Origin of the sequence: Amaricoccus sp. B4, assembly GCF_043226085.1 — a bacterium.
Classification (GTDB): Bacteria; Pseudomonadota; Alphaproteobacteria; order Rhodobacterales; family Rhodobacteraceae; genus Amaricoccus.
The window spans coordinates 608,128-623,994 of record NZ_CP171225.1 but is presented as its reverse complement, the minus strand read 5'-3'; the positions used below and the strand labels follow the sequence as shown (position 1 = coordinate 623,994).

The 15,867-nt window shown below is 60.7% G+C and carries 14 protein-coding genes and 1 other RNA gene; 4 read left to right on the top strand and 11 right to left on the bottom strand.

What is annotated here, in order from left to right:
* The first annotated feature begins 13 nt into the window (after positions 1–13).
* Entirely contained in the window at positions 14–580 is a 567-nt protein-coding gene (locus ACF66B_RS02985) for a DUF924 family protein (RefSeq protein WP_111428322.1), read from the top strand.
* 192 nt (positions 581–772) lie between these two features.
* A complete protein-coding gene (gene lpdA / locus ACF66B_RS02980; RefSeq protein WP_111428323.1) occupies positions 773–2,167 on the top strand; it encodes a dihydrolipoyl dehydrogenase in 1,395 nt (464 codons plus the stop codon).
* Between the two features lie 65 nt (positions 2,168–2,232).
* On the opposite strand, the gene ACF66B_RS02975 is transcribed toward lpdA, so the two are convergent.
* The 6 genes from ACF66B_RS02975 to ACF66B_RS02950 form a co-directional block, all read right to left on the bottom strand.
* Positions 2,233–3,240 carry a hypothetical protein gene (locus ACF66B_RS02975; RefSeq protein WP_162683134.1) on the bottom strand — a complete coding sequence of 336 codons (1,008 nt, stop codon included), beginning with the start codon at positions 3,238–3,240 and terminating at the stop codon, positions 2,233–2,235.
* Positions 3,241–3,414: 174 nt separating this feature from the next.
* Positions 3,415–5,124 (bottom strand): bifunctional sulfate adenylyltransferase/adenylylsulfate kinase, encoded by a 1,710-nt coding sequence (locus ACF66B_RS02970; protein WP_111428325.1) that lies wholly within the window; start codon positions 5,122–5,124, stop codon positions 3,415–3,417.
* A 138-nt stretch (positions 5,125–5,262) separates the two neighbouring features.
* A complete protein-coding gene (locus tag ACF66B_RS02965) occupies positions 5,263–5,880 on the bottom strand; it encodes a CDP-alcohol phosphatidyltransferase family protein (RefSeq protein WP_111428326.1) in 618 nt (205 codons plus the stop codon).
* Positions 5,881–6,020: 140 nt separating this feature from the next.
* Entirely contained in the window at positions 6,021–7,505 is a 1,485-nt protein-coding gene (gene pap, locus ACF66B_RS02960; protein WP_111428327.1) for a polyphosphate:AMP phosphotransferase, read from the bottom strand.
* Between the two features lie 77 nt (positions 7,506–7,582).
* Positions 7,583–8,653 carry a quinone-dependent dihydroorotate dehydrogenase gene (locus ACF66B_RS02955; protein ID WP_111428328.1) on the bottom strand — a complete coding sequence of 357 codons (1,071 nt, stop codon included), beginning with the start codon at positions 8,651–8,653 and terminating at the stop codon, positions 7,583–7,585.
* A complete protein-coding gene (locus ACF66B_RS02950) occupies positions 8,650–8,988 on the bottom strand; it encodes a DUF952 domain-containing protein (protein ID WP_111428329.1) in 339 nt (112 codons plus the stop codon). The genes ACF66B_RS02955 and ACF66B_RS02950 overlap by 4 nt, the downstream gene beginning before the upstream one ends.
* Before the next feature lie 178 nt (positions 8,989–9,166).
* Between ACF66B_RS02950 and ssrS the strand changes: the two genes are divergently transcribed.
* Positions 9,167–9,324: non-coding RNA, 6S RNA (gene ssrS / locus ACF66B_RS02945), on the top strand.
* 16 nt (positions 9,325–9,340) lie between these two features.
* Positions 9,341–9,916, top strand: a complete 576-nt coding sequence (locus ACF66B_RS02940; protein ID WP_162683135.1) for a 5-formyltetrahydrofolate cyclo-ligase — start codon at positions 9,341–9,343, stop codon at positions 9,914–9,916.
* An 11-nt stretch (positions 9,917–9,927) separates the two neighbouring features.
* Here ACF66B_RS02940 and ACF66B_RS02935 read toward each other — a convergent pair whose 3' ends face one another.
* The 5 genes from ACF66B_RS02935 to ACF66B_RS02915 all read right to left on the bottom strand — a co-directional run bounded on the left by ACF66B_RS02935 (position 9,928) and on the right by ACF66B_RS02915 (position 15,859).
* A complete protein-coding gene (locus ACF66B_RS02935) occupies positions 9,928–10,152 on the bottom strand; it encodes a formate dehydrogenase subunit delta (protein ID WP_111428331.1) in 225 nt (74 codons plus the stop codon).
* Complete coding sequence (fdhD, locus tag ACF66B_RS02930; RefSeq protein ID WP_392663971.1) at positions 10,142–10,909, bottom strand: formate dehydrogenase accessory sulfurtransferase FdhD; 768 nt, start codon at positions 10,907–10,909, stop codon at positions 10,142–10,144. The genes ACF66B_RS02935 and fdhD overlap by 11 nt, the downstream gene beginning before the upstream one ends.
* 65 nt (positions 10,910–10,974) lie before the next feature.
* Positions 10,975–13,854: a formate dehydrogenase subunit alpha gene (fdhF, locus tag ACF66B_RS02925; protein ID WP_111428333.1), complete on the bottom strand. Its 2,880-nt coding sequence runs from the start codon at positions 13,852–13,854 to the stop codon at positions 10,975–10,977.
* Positions 13,851–15,383 (bottom strand): NADH-quinone oxidoreductase subunit NuoF, encoded by a 1,533-nt coding sequence (locus ACF66B_RS02920; protein WP_111428334.1) that lies wholly within the window; start codon positions 15,381–15,383, stop codon positions 13,851–13,853. The genes fdhF and ACF66B_RS02920 overlap by 4 nt, the downstream gene beginning before the upstream one ends.
* Positions 15,380–15,859: a formate dehydrogenase subunit gamma gene (locus ACF66B_RS02915; protein WP_111428335.1), complete on the bottom strand. Its 480-nt coding sequence runs from the start codon at positions 15,857–15,859 to the stop codon at positions 15,380–15,382. Before ACF66B_RS02915 ends, ACF66B_RS02920 begins: the two co-directional genes overlap by 4 nt.
* Positions 15,860–15,867: the final 8 nt, after the last annotated feature.

Sequence of the window (15,867 nt, the reverse complement as noted above, 5' to 3'; positions counted from 1 at the left end):
GGAAGGGACAAGAGTGGACAAGCGAGCGGAACAGATTCTGACCTTCTGGTTCGATGAACTGGGCATGGCGGATTGGTACGAAGGAACGCCGGAACTCGATGCAATGATCCGGCAGCGTTTCGAAGGCATCTGGGGGTTTGCTGCCCGTGGTGATCTTGATGCCTGGATTTGTGAACCGATGACCAGCCTCGCTCTTCTCGTTGTGCTCGACCAGTTTCCGCGCAACATGTTCCGGGGTGAACGCAAGGCGTTCTCAACGGATCTCAAAGCGCTCAAGGCGGCCAAGCAGGTGATTGCCCTAGGTCACGACAAGCGGATCGACATGCCGGGGCGGCAGTTCTTCTACCTTCCCTTCATGCATTCGGAAATCGGCTCCGAGCAGGAACATGCCGTGCGGCTCTACCTCCTCGCCGGAGCAAAAGAGCAGCTTCTGCATGCCCGGGCTCACCGCTGGGTCATTCGCAAGTTCGGCCGGTTTCCCCACCGCAACGAAGTATTCGGACGCAAGAGCACGCCCGCCGAAGAGGCATATCTCGCGGCAGGTGGTTACAAGGCCGCGCTCGAGGCAGTTGCCGACTGATCCGACAAAGGTTCAGTGTTGTACTGCTTCATTGTGATTCGCTGCGCCTGCGTGCCTTGCGTGGTGTCGACAGTACGCAACGGATTGGTTTAATCTCGAACGATCCCGGCGATTGCGTCGAAATCCCGTTTGATCCTCCACTCGCAAACACTTATCACGAGGTCAGGGTAAATATCTCTGGGGGAATGAATGATGGCGGTCCAGAACTTTGACGTGGTGGTGATCGGAGCCGGGCCCGGTGGCTATGTTGCGGCGATCCGGGCGGCTCAGCTCGGTCTGAAGACTGCGGTCGTCGAACGGGAGCATCTGGGCGGCATCTGTCTGAACTGGGGCTGTATCCCGACCAAGGCACTTCTTCGTTCGTCCGAAGTCTTCCATCTCATGCACCGTGCGAAGGAATTCGGCCTGAAGGCCGACGGCATCGGCTACGATATTGATGCGGTGGTGAAGCGCTCTCGCGGTGTTGCCAAACAGCTCAGCGGCGGTGTCGGTCATCTTCTGAAGAAGAACAAGGTCACGGTCGTCATGGGCGAGGCCTCGCTTCCGGCAAAAGGCAAGGTCTCTGTCAAGACTGACAAGGGGACTGAGGAGCTTCAGGCCAAGAACATCATTCTCGCCACCGGCGCACGGGCCCGTGATCTGCCCGGGCTCGAGGCGGACGGGAAGCGAGTCTGGAGCTACAAGCACGCGCTCATGCCGCCGCACATGCCCAAGAAGTTGCTCGTTATCGGTTCGGGCGCCATCGGAATCGAATTCGCGAGCTTCTTCAACACTCTTGGGGCCGAAACGACGGTGGTCGAAGTCCTTGACCGGATCCTGCCGGTCGAAGATGCGGAAATCTCGGCTTTCGCGAAGAAGCAGTTCGAAAAGCAGAAGATGAAGATCCTCGAGAAGGCTACGGTCAAGAAGCTCGACCGGACTGCCGACAAGGTGACCGCGCATATCGAGAAGGATGGCAAGGTTACGACGCAGGATTTCGACACGGTGATCTCGGCTGTCGGAATCGTCGGTAATGTCGAAGGGCTCGGTCTGGAGGCCTTGGGTGTGAAGGTCGATCGGACTCATGTCGTGACAGACGAATTCTGCCGCACGGGTATCGATGGGCTCTATGCAATCGGCGACATTGCCGGTGCACCGTGGCTTGCGCACAAGGCAAGTCATGAAGGCGTGATGGTGGCCGAACTCATTGCTGGAAAGCATGCGCATCCCGTCAAGCCCGAGAGCATCGCCGGATGCACCTACTGCCACCCGCAGGTGGCGAGCGTCGGGCTGACCGAAGCCAAGGCTAAGGAAAAGGGCTATCAGGTCAAGGTTGGGCGCTTCCCGTTCATTGGCAATGGGAAGGCGATCGCGCTTGGCGAGCCGGAAGGGATGATCAAGACGGTTTTCGACGCCAAGACGGGCGAGCTTCTTGGCGCCCACATGATCGGGGCCGAGGTGACGGAACTTATCCAAGGATATGTGGTTGGCCGAACACTCGAGACGACAGAAGTGGAACTGATGAACACGGTCTTCCCGCATCCGACCCTGTCCGAGATGATGCACGAGAGCGTGCTCGATGCATACGGGCGGGCAATTCACTTCTGATCAAGACGGCGCGCGGCCCGGAACGCATCCGGGCCGCGTCTGCTCGCATGTATCTCACATGTATCTCAGTCGGCTGCCGGCCGTAGGCTTTCGAGAAAGTCGACAACGGCAGCTTCGATGTCCCCATGAACCCTTTGCCGCGCCTGCGGCTTGCCGCTGCAGAGGCTGGGATCCCCCCCTTCTTCCCTGAGAATTCGTGCGCCTGTCTTTGTGCAAAGCCCGAACGTGTCCGCGGGTGAAGCATCGAGCAATGACCAGGTTGCCGTCGCTTCAGCACGAAGCGCTGCGGCCTCTGTGTTCTGCGGTCCAGTTTCAATCAGTCCGATCGGAACGGCAAGGTCAGCTAGATTGGATGCGGTGAAGGCTGCGACATACTCAGGGTTGACTGCAATTGCCGCAGAGATGCGTTGATCACGGCGAAGTTGTCCAAGACGCTTATAATCCGCCGAGGTAAGGGAATCTCCGGCGGCTGCTCGCCAGGCGCACTCCGATCGCGCTGGGTCAGCGTCGCAGAAATGGTCATACTGACTCACATCCAAGGGAACGCCAGCGACAATGAGCGCCGCCGTACCTCCAAGCTGAAAGCCCAAGACTGCGACTCGGCGAGAATCGACATGTGCTGCCCAGCGGGGCTCTTCCTCAAGCAGGGAAAGTGCCGTGGAGATGTCTTCGGTTCGCCGCCAGATTTCGTCTTGAGCTTCGCCAGGACGTCTAGGGGCGCGCGCGTTGACCTCGACGGCGACATAGCCATTTGCGGCAAGTCGCGCCGAGAGCCATGCACCGGAATCTGCAGCTGATCTCAGTCCGCCGTGCGAGATGATGACGGCCATGAAGCGCCCAGCGGCCAGTTCGGCATCGCGAAAAGCCGACACGCCAGCAAAGACGGCATTGGCTCCGACCTCTGCTTCGAGACCTCCATCCAACGCAGGATACCAGACGGTGATCGAGACTGGTCTTCCGGAGGTGCCGCCGGGGCTTCCAAATGTGGAGACACCGATCGGTGCTGCCGTTGATAATGCGTTGCTATTAATCAAAGCAATAATGGACGCACCGAGAATGGCTGAAATACGCATAGTTTGATAAGTCCCCGAGGGTTCCCCATCGGATAGATTGGGGCGGCCATTTTGACGCCCCAAGACCGCTTCGAAAAGATCTGCACTGCTAGAGTCTTCCGGCGTAAGGCAAAAAAAAGGCGGTGTTCCGAAGAACACCGCCTTGCGATTGGTCTGAAGGGAAATCCGACAGCCTCAGGCGGCGCCGATCAGCCCCATGCTCTCGAGTTTGAGGAGCACCTGCTGTGCACAGTAGTCGACATCGTTGCCTTCGGTTTCCAGTCGAACTTCAGGATTCGCAGGCGCCTCGTAGGGGTCGGAGATGCCGGTGAATTCCTTGATCTTGCCTTCGCGGGCCAGCTTGTAGAGGCCTTTGCGGTCACGGCGTTCGCATTCCTCGACCGTCGTCGCGACGTGGACCTCGACGAATGCACCATAAGCCTCGATCATCTCGCGGACAGCAGCGCGGGTCGCGGTGTAGGGCGCGATGGGAGCACAGATCGCGATGCCGCCATTCTTGGTGATCTCGGATGCGACATAGCCGATGCGGCGGATGTTGATGTCGCGATGCTCCTTGGAGAAGCCAAGTTCGGACGAGAGGTGCTTGCGGACGACATCACCATCGAGCAGCGTGGTCGGACGACCACCCATTTCCATCAGCTTGACCATGAGGGCGTTGGCGATCGTCGACTTGCCGGAGCCGGACAGGCCGGTGAAGAACACCGTGAAGCCCTGCCTCGCCCGCGGGGGCCGGGTGCGGCGCAGTTCGGATACGACGGACGGGAAGGAGAACCACTCGGGGATCTCCAGACCTTCCTGAAGGCGGCGGCGGAGCTCAGTGCCGGAGATGTTGAGGACGGTCTGACCTTCCTCGACTTCGTCAGCCGGTTCATACTGGGCCTTTTCCTGCACATAGACCATGTGCTTGAAGTCAACCATCTCGACGCCGATCTCATCCTTGTACTGGCGGAAGAGTTCCTGCGCATCGTAGGGGCCGTAGAAGTCCTCGCCCTGCGAGTTCTTGCCCGGACCGGCATGATCGCGACCCACGATCATGTGTGTGCAACCATGGTTGCGGCGGATGATGCCATGCCAAACGGCTTCGCGCGGGCCGGCCATGCGCATTGCGAGGTTGAGAAGAGAGAGAGTGGTGGTCGCCGCCGGATATTGGTCAAGAACGGCTTCGTAGCAGCGAACGCGGGTGAAGTGATCGATATCGCCCGGCTTGGTAAGGCCGACAACCGGATGGATGAGCAGGTTGGCCTGTGCTTCTTTCGCCGCCCGGAAGGTCAGCTCCTGATGTGCGCGATGCAGCGGGTTGCGGGTCTGGAAGGCTACGATCTTGCGCCAGCCAAGCTTGCGAAAATACGCACGAAGCTCGTTCGGCGTGTCGCGGCGGGCGCGAAAATCGTAGTGGACCGGCTGCTGGATGCCGGTGACCGGACCACCGAGATAGACCGCGCCGGCTTTGTGATGCAGGTAGTTGACTGCAGGGTGCGCGATGTCATCGGCACCGAAGACCTTCTCTGCTTCAAGCGACTTGTTCGGCACCCATTTGTCGGAGATCGACAGGATTGCGAGGATGACGCCTTCGGGGTCGCGAAGAGCGATGTCCTGGCCGGGCTCGACCTTGCCCGCGAAATCCTCGGAAACATCAAGGGTGATCGGCATCGGCCAGAGTGTTCCATCGGCAAGCCGCATGTTCTCGACAACGCCGTTGTAGTCCTCTTCGGACAGAAAGCCCTTCAGGGGATTGAAACCGCCGTTCATCAAGAGCTCGAGGTCGCAGACCTGGCGCGGCGTCAGATCCCATGACGTAAGCTCGGCGGCTTCAAGCTTCAGCTTGGTGGCACTGTCGTAGGAGACATACAGCTCTGGGATCGGCACGAGATTGGACGCGGGCATGGACGGACCTTTACCTATGATTCGGAACTGCTCGGGTGTTACCAGCGCCTCGCGATGGGGTCAAAGCAGTGTGATGGCATTAGAAGATTTAATCTGCTGCATTGCAACAATGGCGCGGAGGTGCGGCCGAGAATCCGCCTATCGGACCGATTTTCCGACTGTGTCGTATGCGCGTAGCGTGCGCAGTGCAGCTGTAAGAAAGCAGAGCACGGCAAAACCCATCGAAATTGGTGTGAAAAGCGAAGGAAGTGCGCAGATTACTATGAAGAACCCGATGGTCTCGCTACCCTCGAGTAGTCCCCCAGAATAGTAGAGGTTCTTGAGCCCTCTTGGGTTGGTGTCGAGCTTTCGCCGTTCTGCGAGAATCGCAAAACCGAGAAAGCTTGCGCCATTCACGTAAAACGCGAGCAGCAGAAACGCGCCTGCGAGACTGTTGGTGGCAGGATTCAGAAGAATGAACCCCATTGGGACTGCGCCGTAAAATAGAAAATCGCAGGTGATGTCGAGATATCCGCCAAAGTCGGTGCGGTGCGTTGCTCGAGCGACGGCGCCATCGAGACCGTCGGCGAGCCGTGATGTGACGAGCGGCAGGAGGGCCCATTGCGGCATCCCGACGGCAATCATTGCGGCTGCAGAGAGGCCCAACAAGAGCCCTGCAAGGGTGACGGTATTGGCACTCACGCCGCACGCAGCGAGCCATCGACCCACATAATTAAGCGGCGGATCAATGTGCCGCCTCAAGATTCCATCGAGCATGGCGTCTTCCGTCGTTGATCCGATCGTAGCTCACTTCGGCCGCAAGGGGGCGCATCTTACGAAAGCAGACTGAACGGCTGTTCACTTTCGCAGGAGATGAAGTGATTTTCTGCCTGAAATGGGTCCCACCGGAGAGAGATTCAGAGCTCGGCCTCGAGACGATTTACCAAGGTTTCGATGACCTTCACCCGCGCGAACCGCTTGTCGTTTGCCTCGACAAGCGTCCAAGGCGCAATGGGAGTGGACGTGAGAGCGATCATGTCCTCCACGGCCGCGGCATAGAGCGGCCATTTCTCGCGATTGCGCCAATCTTCCTCTGTAATCTTGAAGCGCTTGTGGGGCACTTCCTTGCGTGCCTCGAAGCGCGCAAACTGTTCGTTCTGGTCGATCGAAAGCCAGAACTTCTGAACAATGTAACCTCCGCCCGTGAGAAGATGCTCAAAATCATTGATCTCGTTGTAGGCGCGCTGCCAGTCGGCGGGTGCAGCAAATCCCTCGACGCGCTCAACGAGCACCCGGCCATACCAGCTTCGGTCGAAGATCGCTGTATCGCCACGCTCGGGCACACGCAGCCAGAAGCGCCAGAGATAGGGATGCGCAAGTGATGCTTCATCGGGCGCCGCAATGGGATAAACCTCGCTGTGCACCGGATCGAGTGAACTTCGGAGGCGCTTGATCGCACCGCCTTTTCCGGCCGCGTCATTGCCTTCGAAGACGCAGACAAGCCCCCGCGTTTCGAAGCTTTTCGAGCGGGTCAGCTCATAGAGCCGTTTCTGCGCAGCGGCGAGGCGGTCGTGATACTCTTCTTTCTGAAGACTCAGGGAGAGATCCAGCGCCTTTAGTGCGGATGGGCCACTACTGATCCGACGCGGGCGTGCAGCTGGTCTGCGGCGTTTCCCGGGCAGCTTGCGGGTGTTCGCAGCACGGATAGCCGACAATACCAGTTCGCCAACGGCAAGATCGCGTGCCAGTGGCACGGTCGCAGGGATGAAATGCCACGGCGCGGATTGTGGCCCTGTCGTCTCGACCAGCTCGACGGCTGCCTCGATCAGCCGCTCGCGCTCCTTCTTCGTATCGATCTTGCCCCATTCCCTCACGAGAGGGTGCTTGATGCCGCCTGGCCCCTCGTGCTTCCGCCGGAAACGCTTGACCGCCTTGCTGGCGGAAAGACCGAGCCAGATTTTTACCACGCGCACGCGCTCTTCCCCGAGCATTGTTTCGACGCGGTTCACCTTCTCCAGACGGTCGACGAAATCGGCGCGGCTGATCTGTTTCGTGGCGCGCCGGAGCAAAAGCACATGGTACCATGATCCGAGCACCACACCCAGCCGACCGCGTTCGGGCATGTCGTGCCAATAGCGCCAGCCTCCTGGTCGCCGCGTCTCGTCAGGCGCCTCGATATCATAGGCCATGGTGGCGATGGCACGGGGGTCCAGCCAGTTGTGGAGCCGGTTCAGGACTTCGCCCTTTCCGGAACCGTCGGGGCCGTTGAGTAGGATCAGGATTGCTTCATATTTCTTTTCAGCCAGATCGAACTGTGCGTCGAGCAACGCTTCGCGGAGCTTTTCTTCCCGCTCCTTGAAGTCGGCTTCGTCCATGGGCTCGAACGTGCTGCCATCATCCATCGCTGTGGATCTCCATATCTCTGCCCCGCGGTGGTCATGTTTGCGCGACAAGTAAGGCATGGCAAGACCTTGCGGCGTCAGAGATTGCCTTCCGCCCAGTCGGATGCATCGACACCAACCGCGTCTGCGACGGTGGCAAACCCGTCCCGGGCGAGCAAAGCGTCAAGGCCCTCAATAATGCGCGGGACGAGTGAGAGGCCTTCATATACAAGCGCGGAGTATATCTGCAGTGCGCTCGCGCCGGCGCGGATCTTGGCATATGCGTCTTCGGCCGAGCCGATGCCTCCCACGCCGACAAATGCGATCCGGCCATCCGCTATCCTGTAGAGTTGGGCCAAGATCCGCGTTGCTCGCCGAAAAAGTGGCGTGCCGGAAAGCCCTCCGGTCTCGCCGCGCTGCGGGCTTGTGAGGCCATCGCGATCCAGCGTCGTATTGGTGGCGATGATCGCAGCGATGCCATTCTCGCAGGCCACATCGACGATATCGAGGAGATCGGCCGCAGCGAGATCCGGCGCGATCTTCAGGAGGATCGGCAGGGGGCGGGAAAGTGCTGCGTTTGCTTCCATCACTCCGGAGAGCAGGCTCATCAGCGCGGCGCGGCCCTGAAGATCGCGGAGGCGTTCGGTATTGGGTGAGGAGACGTTTACGGTGGCAAAATCGACAAACGGTCCGGCGTGGGCAAGCACGCGCGCAAAGTCCGCAGCCCTGTCAGCACTTGTCTTGTTGGCACCGAGATTGAGGCCGACGATACCAGTTCGCGGGCGCTTCGCCAGTCGCTCTGCAATTGCTTCCATGCCGTCATTGTTGAAGCCGAAGCGGTTGATGACAGCACGGTCTTCCGTGAGCCGGAAAAGGCGTGGGCGCGGATTGCCTGGTTGAGGTAGGGGCGTTGCCGCGCCGACTTCGACGAAACCGAAGCCGGCGCGCAGAAGCGGATCGACGACAATCGCGTTCTTGTCCATTCCGGCCGCCAGCCCGAGTGGATTGGGCAGATTGAGTCCGGCGAGACGGGTCGCGAGGCGGGGCGACGTCAACTGGCCGGTCCGCGGACCCAAACCGGCGGCGAGCGCGCGAAGCGCGATGCCGTGAGAGAGTTCCGGGTCAAGGCGATGAAGGAACTTGAGGCCGAGCCGCTCGACGGAACTCATTCAAGACCCTCCGGGCAGATGGGACCGGTCGCGTCCTCCTGAATCTGACGCACCCAGAGAACGTCGGCAAGGGTCAGGTTGCGGTAGAGATGCGGAAAGAGATCGCCGCCGCGTGAAGGTTCCCAGCGCAGATCATCGCCGACCGAATCTGCATCAACTGCGAGCAGAACAAGTTCACGGTCATCAGCAAAGTGACGACGTAGCGTGACGGACAACTGCGCCGCGGTCGAAAAATGAACGAAACCGTCGGCGATGTCGACAGGCGCGCCGCCGGTTGCGCCCGAGTTCGTCAGTTCGGCCCATTCGGTGGCTCGGAAAATCTTGTAGATCAGCATGGAGGGACGTTTGGATGAGGCCTGCGCGCGCGTCAAGCGGAGAGGGAGGCCACAAATGGCAAAGGCTGGTGCAAGCTGCGAAACGTGCGGAGGTTTTCGCGCCGTGCGAGAAAATTCCTGCTGATGATCTAGCGATCCTCTTCAAAGCTTGCATGCTCTGCGCTACATGTGCGACAGGCGGGTTCTGGCCTTCTCGTGAGAGGCACAATCCTAGTGGCCTTAAACATTCTTGAGGGAGCCGGCTCTGCGACTGGCCTTGGCCTATCGCACCTGGTGCCCACCTGGTTATCCAGGCTCTCGAGGATCTCACGCCTTAACGGTCGCGCCGGGCCCGCCGCAGGATAGAATGAGCATGACAGACAGCGCCGCCGACAAGACGACACTCCGCAAAACTGCACTCAATCTCCGTAAATCCACACATGCATCTTCCACCGGTGCCGCCCGTCGAGCCGCGGGGCACGCGCTTCGCGAAATCGGACGCTTGCGTCATTTCCGGTGCGTTTCGGCCTATTTGCCGATGCGCAGCGAGATGGACACGGCGCCCTTGCTGCATGCGCTTGCGGGGCAGGGTTATGCCGTTTGCCTGCCTGTGGTCGAGGCTGCGGATGCGCCGCTCGTTTTCCGGTTTTGGACACCCGGAGCAGCTGTTGTGCCCGGGGCCCACGGCGTCATGGTGCCGGAGGGCGGCGCGGAGGCCGAACCCGAGATCCTCGTCGTTCCACTCTTGGCCTTTGATGCCGATTGTTACAGGCTCGGTTATGGCGGAGGCTATTTCGACCGGACACTCGCACGTTTCAGAGATGATCGCGAAATCGTTGCGCTCGGCTTTGCCTATGCGGCGCAGGAAGTCGTCTCTCTCCCGCGCGATGACTGGGACATGCCGCTTGATGGTATCATCACCGAAAACGGCGTCCGCTGGCGTGGCTGACGCGAGGCATTTTATGCCGTTTGGCGCGGTCGTTTCAGATGGCTCGCAGCCTCGATAATCAACGGCGAGAGATCCTTGCCGCCGGCATCGATGAGCTCGAAAAGCTGCCGGCGCATCCGGGGATCCCAGAAATCTTCAAGATGGGTCACGACGCCTTCAAGCCGGTCCTGCTCGGGCTGGCTTTCGAAGAACGTGGCGATCTGATTGGCCATGTACACAATCTTGTCAGGCAACATGGGTCCGGGCTCCGGTCGTGATGCGGTTCATGTGGGTGAAGATGTCAATACGCCCGCCGCGTCCGAGCGTGGCAAGTGTGATCCCGGCGGCCTCTGCGAGCTGAACCGCCAATGCGGTCGGGGAGGAAACCGATGCGAGCAACGGAACGCGCGCTACCGCGCATTTCTGCACCAGATCGACGGAGATCCGAGATGTAATGGCAATGCCACGGCTTATGCCGGACAGCCCGGAACGGCCCATGGCGCCGACAAGCTTGTCGAAGGCATTGTGTCGGCCAACATCCTCGCGCGCAAGGTAGATTGCGCCGCTGTCGCCGAAAAGCCCCACTGCGTGAACGGCATGTGTCTGGTCATGGAGCGGCTGATGGCTGCGTAGCGCGTCGAGGGCACGCTCCAGATCCTTTGCTGCAAATTGCGCGTTGTCCCCTGCAAGTGGGGTAATTGGGTGTAACGCCTCGGAAAGACTGTCGATGCCGCAAAGCCCGCAACCGACCGGCCCCGCCATCCGGCGCCGGCGCGCCGCCACGGCATCGCTCCGCTTCTCGTCGAGCCAGAGGCGTGCCTCTATCCCAGTCTCTTGAGCCACGATTTCAAGCTCGCGGATCTGACCGAGGTTTGTCACCGCATGATCGGCGAGCGCAAACCCGATGGCGAAATCCTCAAGATCCGCTGGGGTTGCCATCATTACAGCCTGGGTGCTTCCGTTATAGATGATTGCGACCGGCGTTTCCTCCGGCAGAACGCGGGTGTCAGACAAACCAAGCGCCTCTCCCTTGCGGAGGGAGAGGGTCTGTACAGTCCGGGAGGGCGGCGGCGCAGCGCTCATTCGGCCGCCGGAAGAATGCGCCGCGAGAGGGTTGCACGTGCCTCGTAATCCTCCTGCCAGTCGGTTGGACCATTGGAAAGGCTCACCTGCACAGCAGTCACCTTGTATTCAGGGCAGTTCGTGGCCCAGTCGGAATAATCCGTGGTGATTACGTTGGCTTGGGTCTCCGGGTGATGGAAGGTCGTATAGACCACGCCCGGAGCCACGCGCTCGGTGACATGCGCGCGCAGGCTTGTGTCGCCTCGGCGGCTGGCAAGCCGGACCCAGTCGCGGTCCTTGACCCCGCGGACTTCAGCGTCGTGGGGGTGGATCTCCAGCACGTCCTCTTCATGCCACACAACGTTGTGCGTCCGGCGCGTCTGGGCGCCGACATTGTATTGCGACAAGCTACGCCCCGTAGTCAGCAGGAGCGGGAAGCGCGGCCCGGTCTTCTCATCGGTGGGCACATATTCCGTGACGATGAACTTGCCCTTGCCGCGAACGAAACCGTCTATGTGCATCACCGGCGAGCCGATCGGATGAGCCTCGTTGCAGGGCCACTGCACGGACCCCTCGCGCTCGAGAAGCTCGTAGTGCACTGAAGCGAAGCTCGGCGTGGTGGCTGCGATCTCGTCCATGATCTGCGAGGGGTGAGTATAGGTCCAGTTACCCCCCATCGCATTGGCGAGCATCATCGTCACTTCCCAGTCCTCATAGCCGTTCCGGGGCGCCATCACCTTGCGCACGCGGTTGATCCGCCGCTCGGCATTGGTGAACGTGCCGTTCTTCTCGAGGAAGGTGGAACCTGGGAGGAATACATGGGCGTAATGCGCCGTCTCATTCAGGAAGAGGTCATGGACGATCACGCAATCCATCGCCTCAAGCCCTGCCGAAACATGCTTCGTATCGGGATCTGATTGCAGGATGTCTTCGCCCTGCACGTAAAGCCCCTTGAAGCTGCCTGCGACCGCGGCATCGAGCATGTTGGGAATGCGCAGACCCGGCTCGGCATCGAGCTCCACGCCCCACATCTTCTCGAAGACCGACCGTGCGGTGTCGTCAGAAACATGGCGGTAACCCGGAAATTCGTGAGGGAAGCTGCCCATGTCGCAGGAGCCCTGCACATTGTTCTGGCCACGCAGCGGATTTACGCCCACGCCCTCGCGTCCGATATTGCCGGTCATCATCGCGAGGTTCGCGATGGCCATCACCGTGGTCGAGCCCTGGCTGTGTTCCGTAACGCCGAGGCCATAGTAGATCGCGCCGTTGCCGCCCTTCGCATAAAGCCGTGCAGCGGCGCGCAGTTCCGCGGCCGGAACACCGGTGAGCATTTCCGTTGCCTCCGGCGCGTGGCGGGGGTCTGAAACAAACTCTGCGTAGAACTGGAATTCCTCCCAGTCGCAGCGCTCACGGATGAAGCGCTCGTCAAAAAGCCCCTCCGTCACGATGACATGCCCCAGAGCGGTCAGAACGGCGACATTGGTGCCGGGACGCAGGGCCAGATGATGAGCTGCCTTGACATGCGGTGTCTTCACCAGATCGATCCGGCGCGGATCGATGACGATGAGTTTTGCACCCGCCCGCAGCCGCTTCTTCAACCGCGAGGCAAAGACAGGATGCCCATCGGTGGGATTGGCACCGATGATCACCACGACATCGGACTGTTCGACGCTGTCGAAATCCTGTGTGCCGGCCGAGGTGCCGAAGGTTGTCTTGAGTCCATAGCCGGTGGGGGAGTGGCAGACGCGAGCGCAGGTGTCAGTGTTGTTGTTGCCGAATATGGCGCGAATCATCTTCTGGACGAGATAGGTCTCCTCATTGGTGCAGCGCGAGGAGGTGATGCCACCAATCGAGGCGCGGCCATGTTCGGCCTGAATGGCCCGCATCTTGCGCGCGGCGAAGGAAATTGCCTCTTCCCAACTAACTTCCTTCCACGGGTCGTGGATATCATCTCGGATCATCGGCTTCAGGATTCGGTCGCCGTGCACTGCGTATCCGTAGGCAAAGCGCCCCTTGACGCAGGAGTGTCCGCGGTTTGCCTTGCCGTTCTTGTATGGGATCATGCGCACGACCTCGTCGCCGCGCATCTCTGCCTTGAACGAACAGCCGACGCCGCAATAGGCGCAGGTCGTCACGATGGCGCGCTCCGGCGTGCCGATCTCGATCACCGATTTTTCCTGAAGCGTCGCGGTAGGGCAGGCTTGCACGCAGGCGCCGCAGCTCACGCAATCGCTCGAGAGGAAGTCGTCACCCGGCATTCCTGCTGCTACCCGGCTCTCGAAGCCGCGACCCGAGATCGTGAGAGCGAAGGTGCCCTGCACCTCCTCGCAGGCCCGTACGCAACGGGAGCAGACGATACACTTCGACGGATCGTAGGAGAAGTAGGGGTTGCTGTCGTCCTTGGGAATGTAATGCGGATTGGCTTCGCCGTTCTGGCGCGGCGTGAAATGCTGCTCCACCGCGTCATAGCGGACTTCACGCAGGCCAACGGCGCCTGCCATGTCCTGAAGTTCGCAATCTCCATTCGCCGAACAGGTGAGACAGTCGAGCGGATGGTCGGAGATGTAGAGCTCCATCACGCCGCGGCGCAGCTTCTTGATCTTTTCGGTCTGGGTGCGGACGACCATTCCCTCTGCCACTGGCGTTGTGCAGGAGGCCGGCGCGCCGCGTCGGCCCGTTATCTCGACGACACACAGGCGGCAGGAGCCGAAAGCCTCGAGATTGTCGGAAGCACAGAGTTTCGGGATCTGGATCCCGGCGATTGCCGAGGCGCGCATGACGGACGTGCCTTCCGGCACTGTGACCTCAAGGCCGTCGATGGTTAGCGTGACCAGAGTTTCGGAGTGAACCGGCGGTGTGCCGAAATCCGCGTCTTCGGGGAGGATGAAGTCTTTCATTCTGCTGCCTCCTGCCGGGTGGCGTTGAAATCGTCCGGGAAATGACTCACGGCGCTCATGACCGGATAGGGGGTGAAGCCGCCTAGGGCACAGAGCGAGCCGTCTCGCATCGTTTCGCAGAGATCGGTGAGCAGTTCGAGCGCACCAGGCTCGCCCGATGCAATCCGGTCCACCGTCTCCATACCTCGTACTGCTCCCAAGCGGCAGGGCGTGCATTTTCCGCAGCTTTCAACGGCGCAGAACTCGAGTGCGAAGCGCGCCATCTTCAGCATGTCGGCGTTGTCGTCAAAGACCACGATGCCTGCATGGCCGATGAGTCCGCCCTCTCCGTCAAATTCCTCATAGCCGAAGGGCGTGTCAAACTTATCGCGCGGGAAGTAGGCGCCGAGCGGCCCGCCCACCTGCACGGCCTTGACAGGGCGTCCCGTGAAGGTGCCGCCCGCGACCTCGTCCACGAGCGCGCCGAGTGACATGCCGAAAGCCGTCTCGAACAGGCCGCCGTATTTCACGTTGCCGGCAATCTGGATCGGAATCGTGCCGCGTGATCGGCCGAGCCCGAAATCGCGGTAGTGCCCTGCACCCTTCTCGAAAATGACGGGCACCGTTGCGAGAGAGATCACATTGTTGATGACGGTTGGGCGTCCGAAGAGCCCTTGGATGGCGGGCAGCGGCGGCTTTGCCCGTACTACACCGCGCTTGCCTTCAAGCGAATTAAGAAGGCTCGTCTCCTCGCCGCAGACATAGGCCCCGGCTCCAACGCGAACCTCCATGTCGAAGGCATGATGCGATCCGAGTACGGACGGCCCGAGGAGCCCAGCATGCCTGGCGAGCTCGATTGCCCGTTGCATCACCTCGATCGCGTCCGGGTATTCCGAACGGATATAGACATAGCCCTTCGTTGCCCCAACACCGATCCCCGCAATCGTCATGCCCTCGATGAGCGTGAACGGATCGCCCTCCATGATCATCCGGTCGGCGAAGGTGCCGCTATCACCTTCATCGGCGTTGCAGACGATGTATTTCTGCGCGGCGGGTGTGTCGTGAACAGTCTTCCACTTGATACCGGTCGGGAAGCCCGCACCGCCGCGGCCACGCAGGCCGCTGGTCGTCACCTCCTCCACAATCTCCGCAGATGTCATCTCGAGGGCTGCGCGCAGGCCGGCAATGCCACCATGCGCTTCGTAATCCGCAAGCGAGAGTGGATCGATCAGACCGCAGCGCGCGAAGGTAAGACGAGTCTGGCGCGCGAAGAACGGTATGGTCTCGACGGCCCCGAGAGCGAGAGGGTGCCGATGAAACTCTGCCTCGAAAAGGCTCTTCACGTCTGTGGCTGTCACCGGACCAAAGGCCGTGCGCCCGGCTGATGTTTCGACCTCTACAAGCGGTTCGAGCCAGACCATGCCGCGCGTTCCGTTGCGCACGAGCGTGATGTCCAGACCGCGCGCCGCGGCTTCGGCAGTGATGGCATTCGCCACCTCGTCAGCACCGAGCGCCTTGGCGGCAGCGTCGCGGGGAACGAAGATCTTCATGCGCGAGCCTCCCCGACCAGGGTCTCGATTCGATCGGCATCGAGCCGTCCGTGCAGCTTGCCGTCGACCATTGCCGCTGGACCGCAGGCACAGAGCCCCAGACAATAGACCGGCTCGACCGTTACCGCGCCATCGGGCGTCGTTTCATGCCAAGTCACCCCGAGCCGTGAAAGCGCGGCTTCCGCAACTGCATTGCCTCCCGACGCCTGACATGCCTCGGCGCGGCAGATTTTAACCACGTGCCGACCTGCGGCGTGCTCCCGGAAATCGTGATAGAAGCTCGTCACCCCGTGGATGTCGGCCCGGCTGATGTTGAGCGCGCGCGCAATCTGCGGCAGCGCTGCATCCGGCACATGACCGAATTCGGCCTGAATTGCGTGAAGTATTGGCAAGAGGGGACCTTCAAGCCCCTCATGCTCCACAATGATCTCGGACACACGCTGTGCCAACGCAGAGGCTGCGCTGTTCTCGGCCATGAAAGGTC

What these genes read in the sequence shown, in the direction of transcription:
- ACF66B_RS02935 (WP_111428331.1), bottom strand. Translation starts at nt 10,152, where the DNA reads ATGTTGCCTGACAAGATTGTGTACATGGCCAATCAGATCGCCACGTTC.
- fdhF (WP_111428333.1), bottom strand. Translation starts at nt 13,854, where the DNA reads ATGAAAGACTTCATCCTCCCCGAAGACGCGGATTTCGGCACACCGCCG.
- ACF66B_RS02975 (WP_162683134.1), bottom strand. Translation starts at nt 3,240, where the DNA reads ATGCGTATTTCAGCCATTCTCGGTGCGTCCATTATTGCTTTGATTAAT.
- lpdA (WP_111428323.1), top strand. Translation starts at nt 773, where the DNA reads ATGGCGGTCCAGAACTTTGACGTGGTGGTGATCGGAGCCGGGCCCGGT.
- ACF66B_RS02955 (WP_111428328.1), bottom strand. Translation starts at nt 8,653, where the DNA reads ATGAGTTCCGTCGAGCGGCTCGGCCTCAAGTTCCTTCATCGCCTTGAC.
- ACF66B_RS02950 (WP_111428329.1), bottom strand. Translation starts at nt 8,988, where the DNA reads ATGCTGATCTACAAGATTTTCCGAGCCACCGAATGGGCCGAACTGACG.
- ACF66B_RS02970 (WP_111428325.1), bottom strand. Translation starts at nt 5,124, where the DNA reads ATGCCCGCGTCCAATCTCGTGCCGATCCCAGAGCTGTATGTCTCCTAC.
- pap (WP_111428327.1), bottom strand. Translation starts at nt 7,505, where the DNA reads ATGGATGATGGCAGCACGTTCGAGCCCATGGACGAAGCCGACTTCAAG.
- ACF66B_RS02920 (WP_111428334.1), bottom strand. Translation starts at nt 15,383, where the DNA reads ATGAAGATCTTCGTTCCCCGCGACGCTGCCGCCAAGGCGCTCGGTGCT.
- ACF66B_RS02940 (WP_162683135.1), top strand. Translation starts at nt 9,341, where the DNA reads ATGACAGACAGCGCCGCCGACAAGACGACACTCCGCAAAACTGCACTC.
- ACF66B_RS02915 (WP_111428335.1), bottom strand. Translation starts at nt 15,859, where the DNA reads ATGGCCGAGAACAGCGCAGCCTCTGCGTTGGCACAGCGTGTGTCCGAG.
- ACF66B_RS02965 (WP_111428326.1), bottom strand. Translation starts at nt 5,880, where the DNA reads ATGCTCGATGGAATCTTGAGGCGGCACATTGATCCGCCGCTTAATTAT.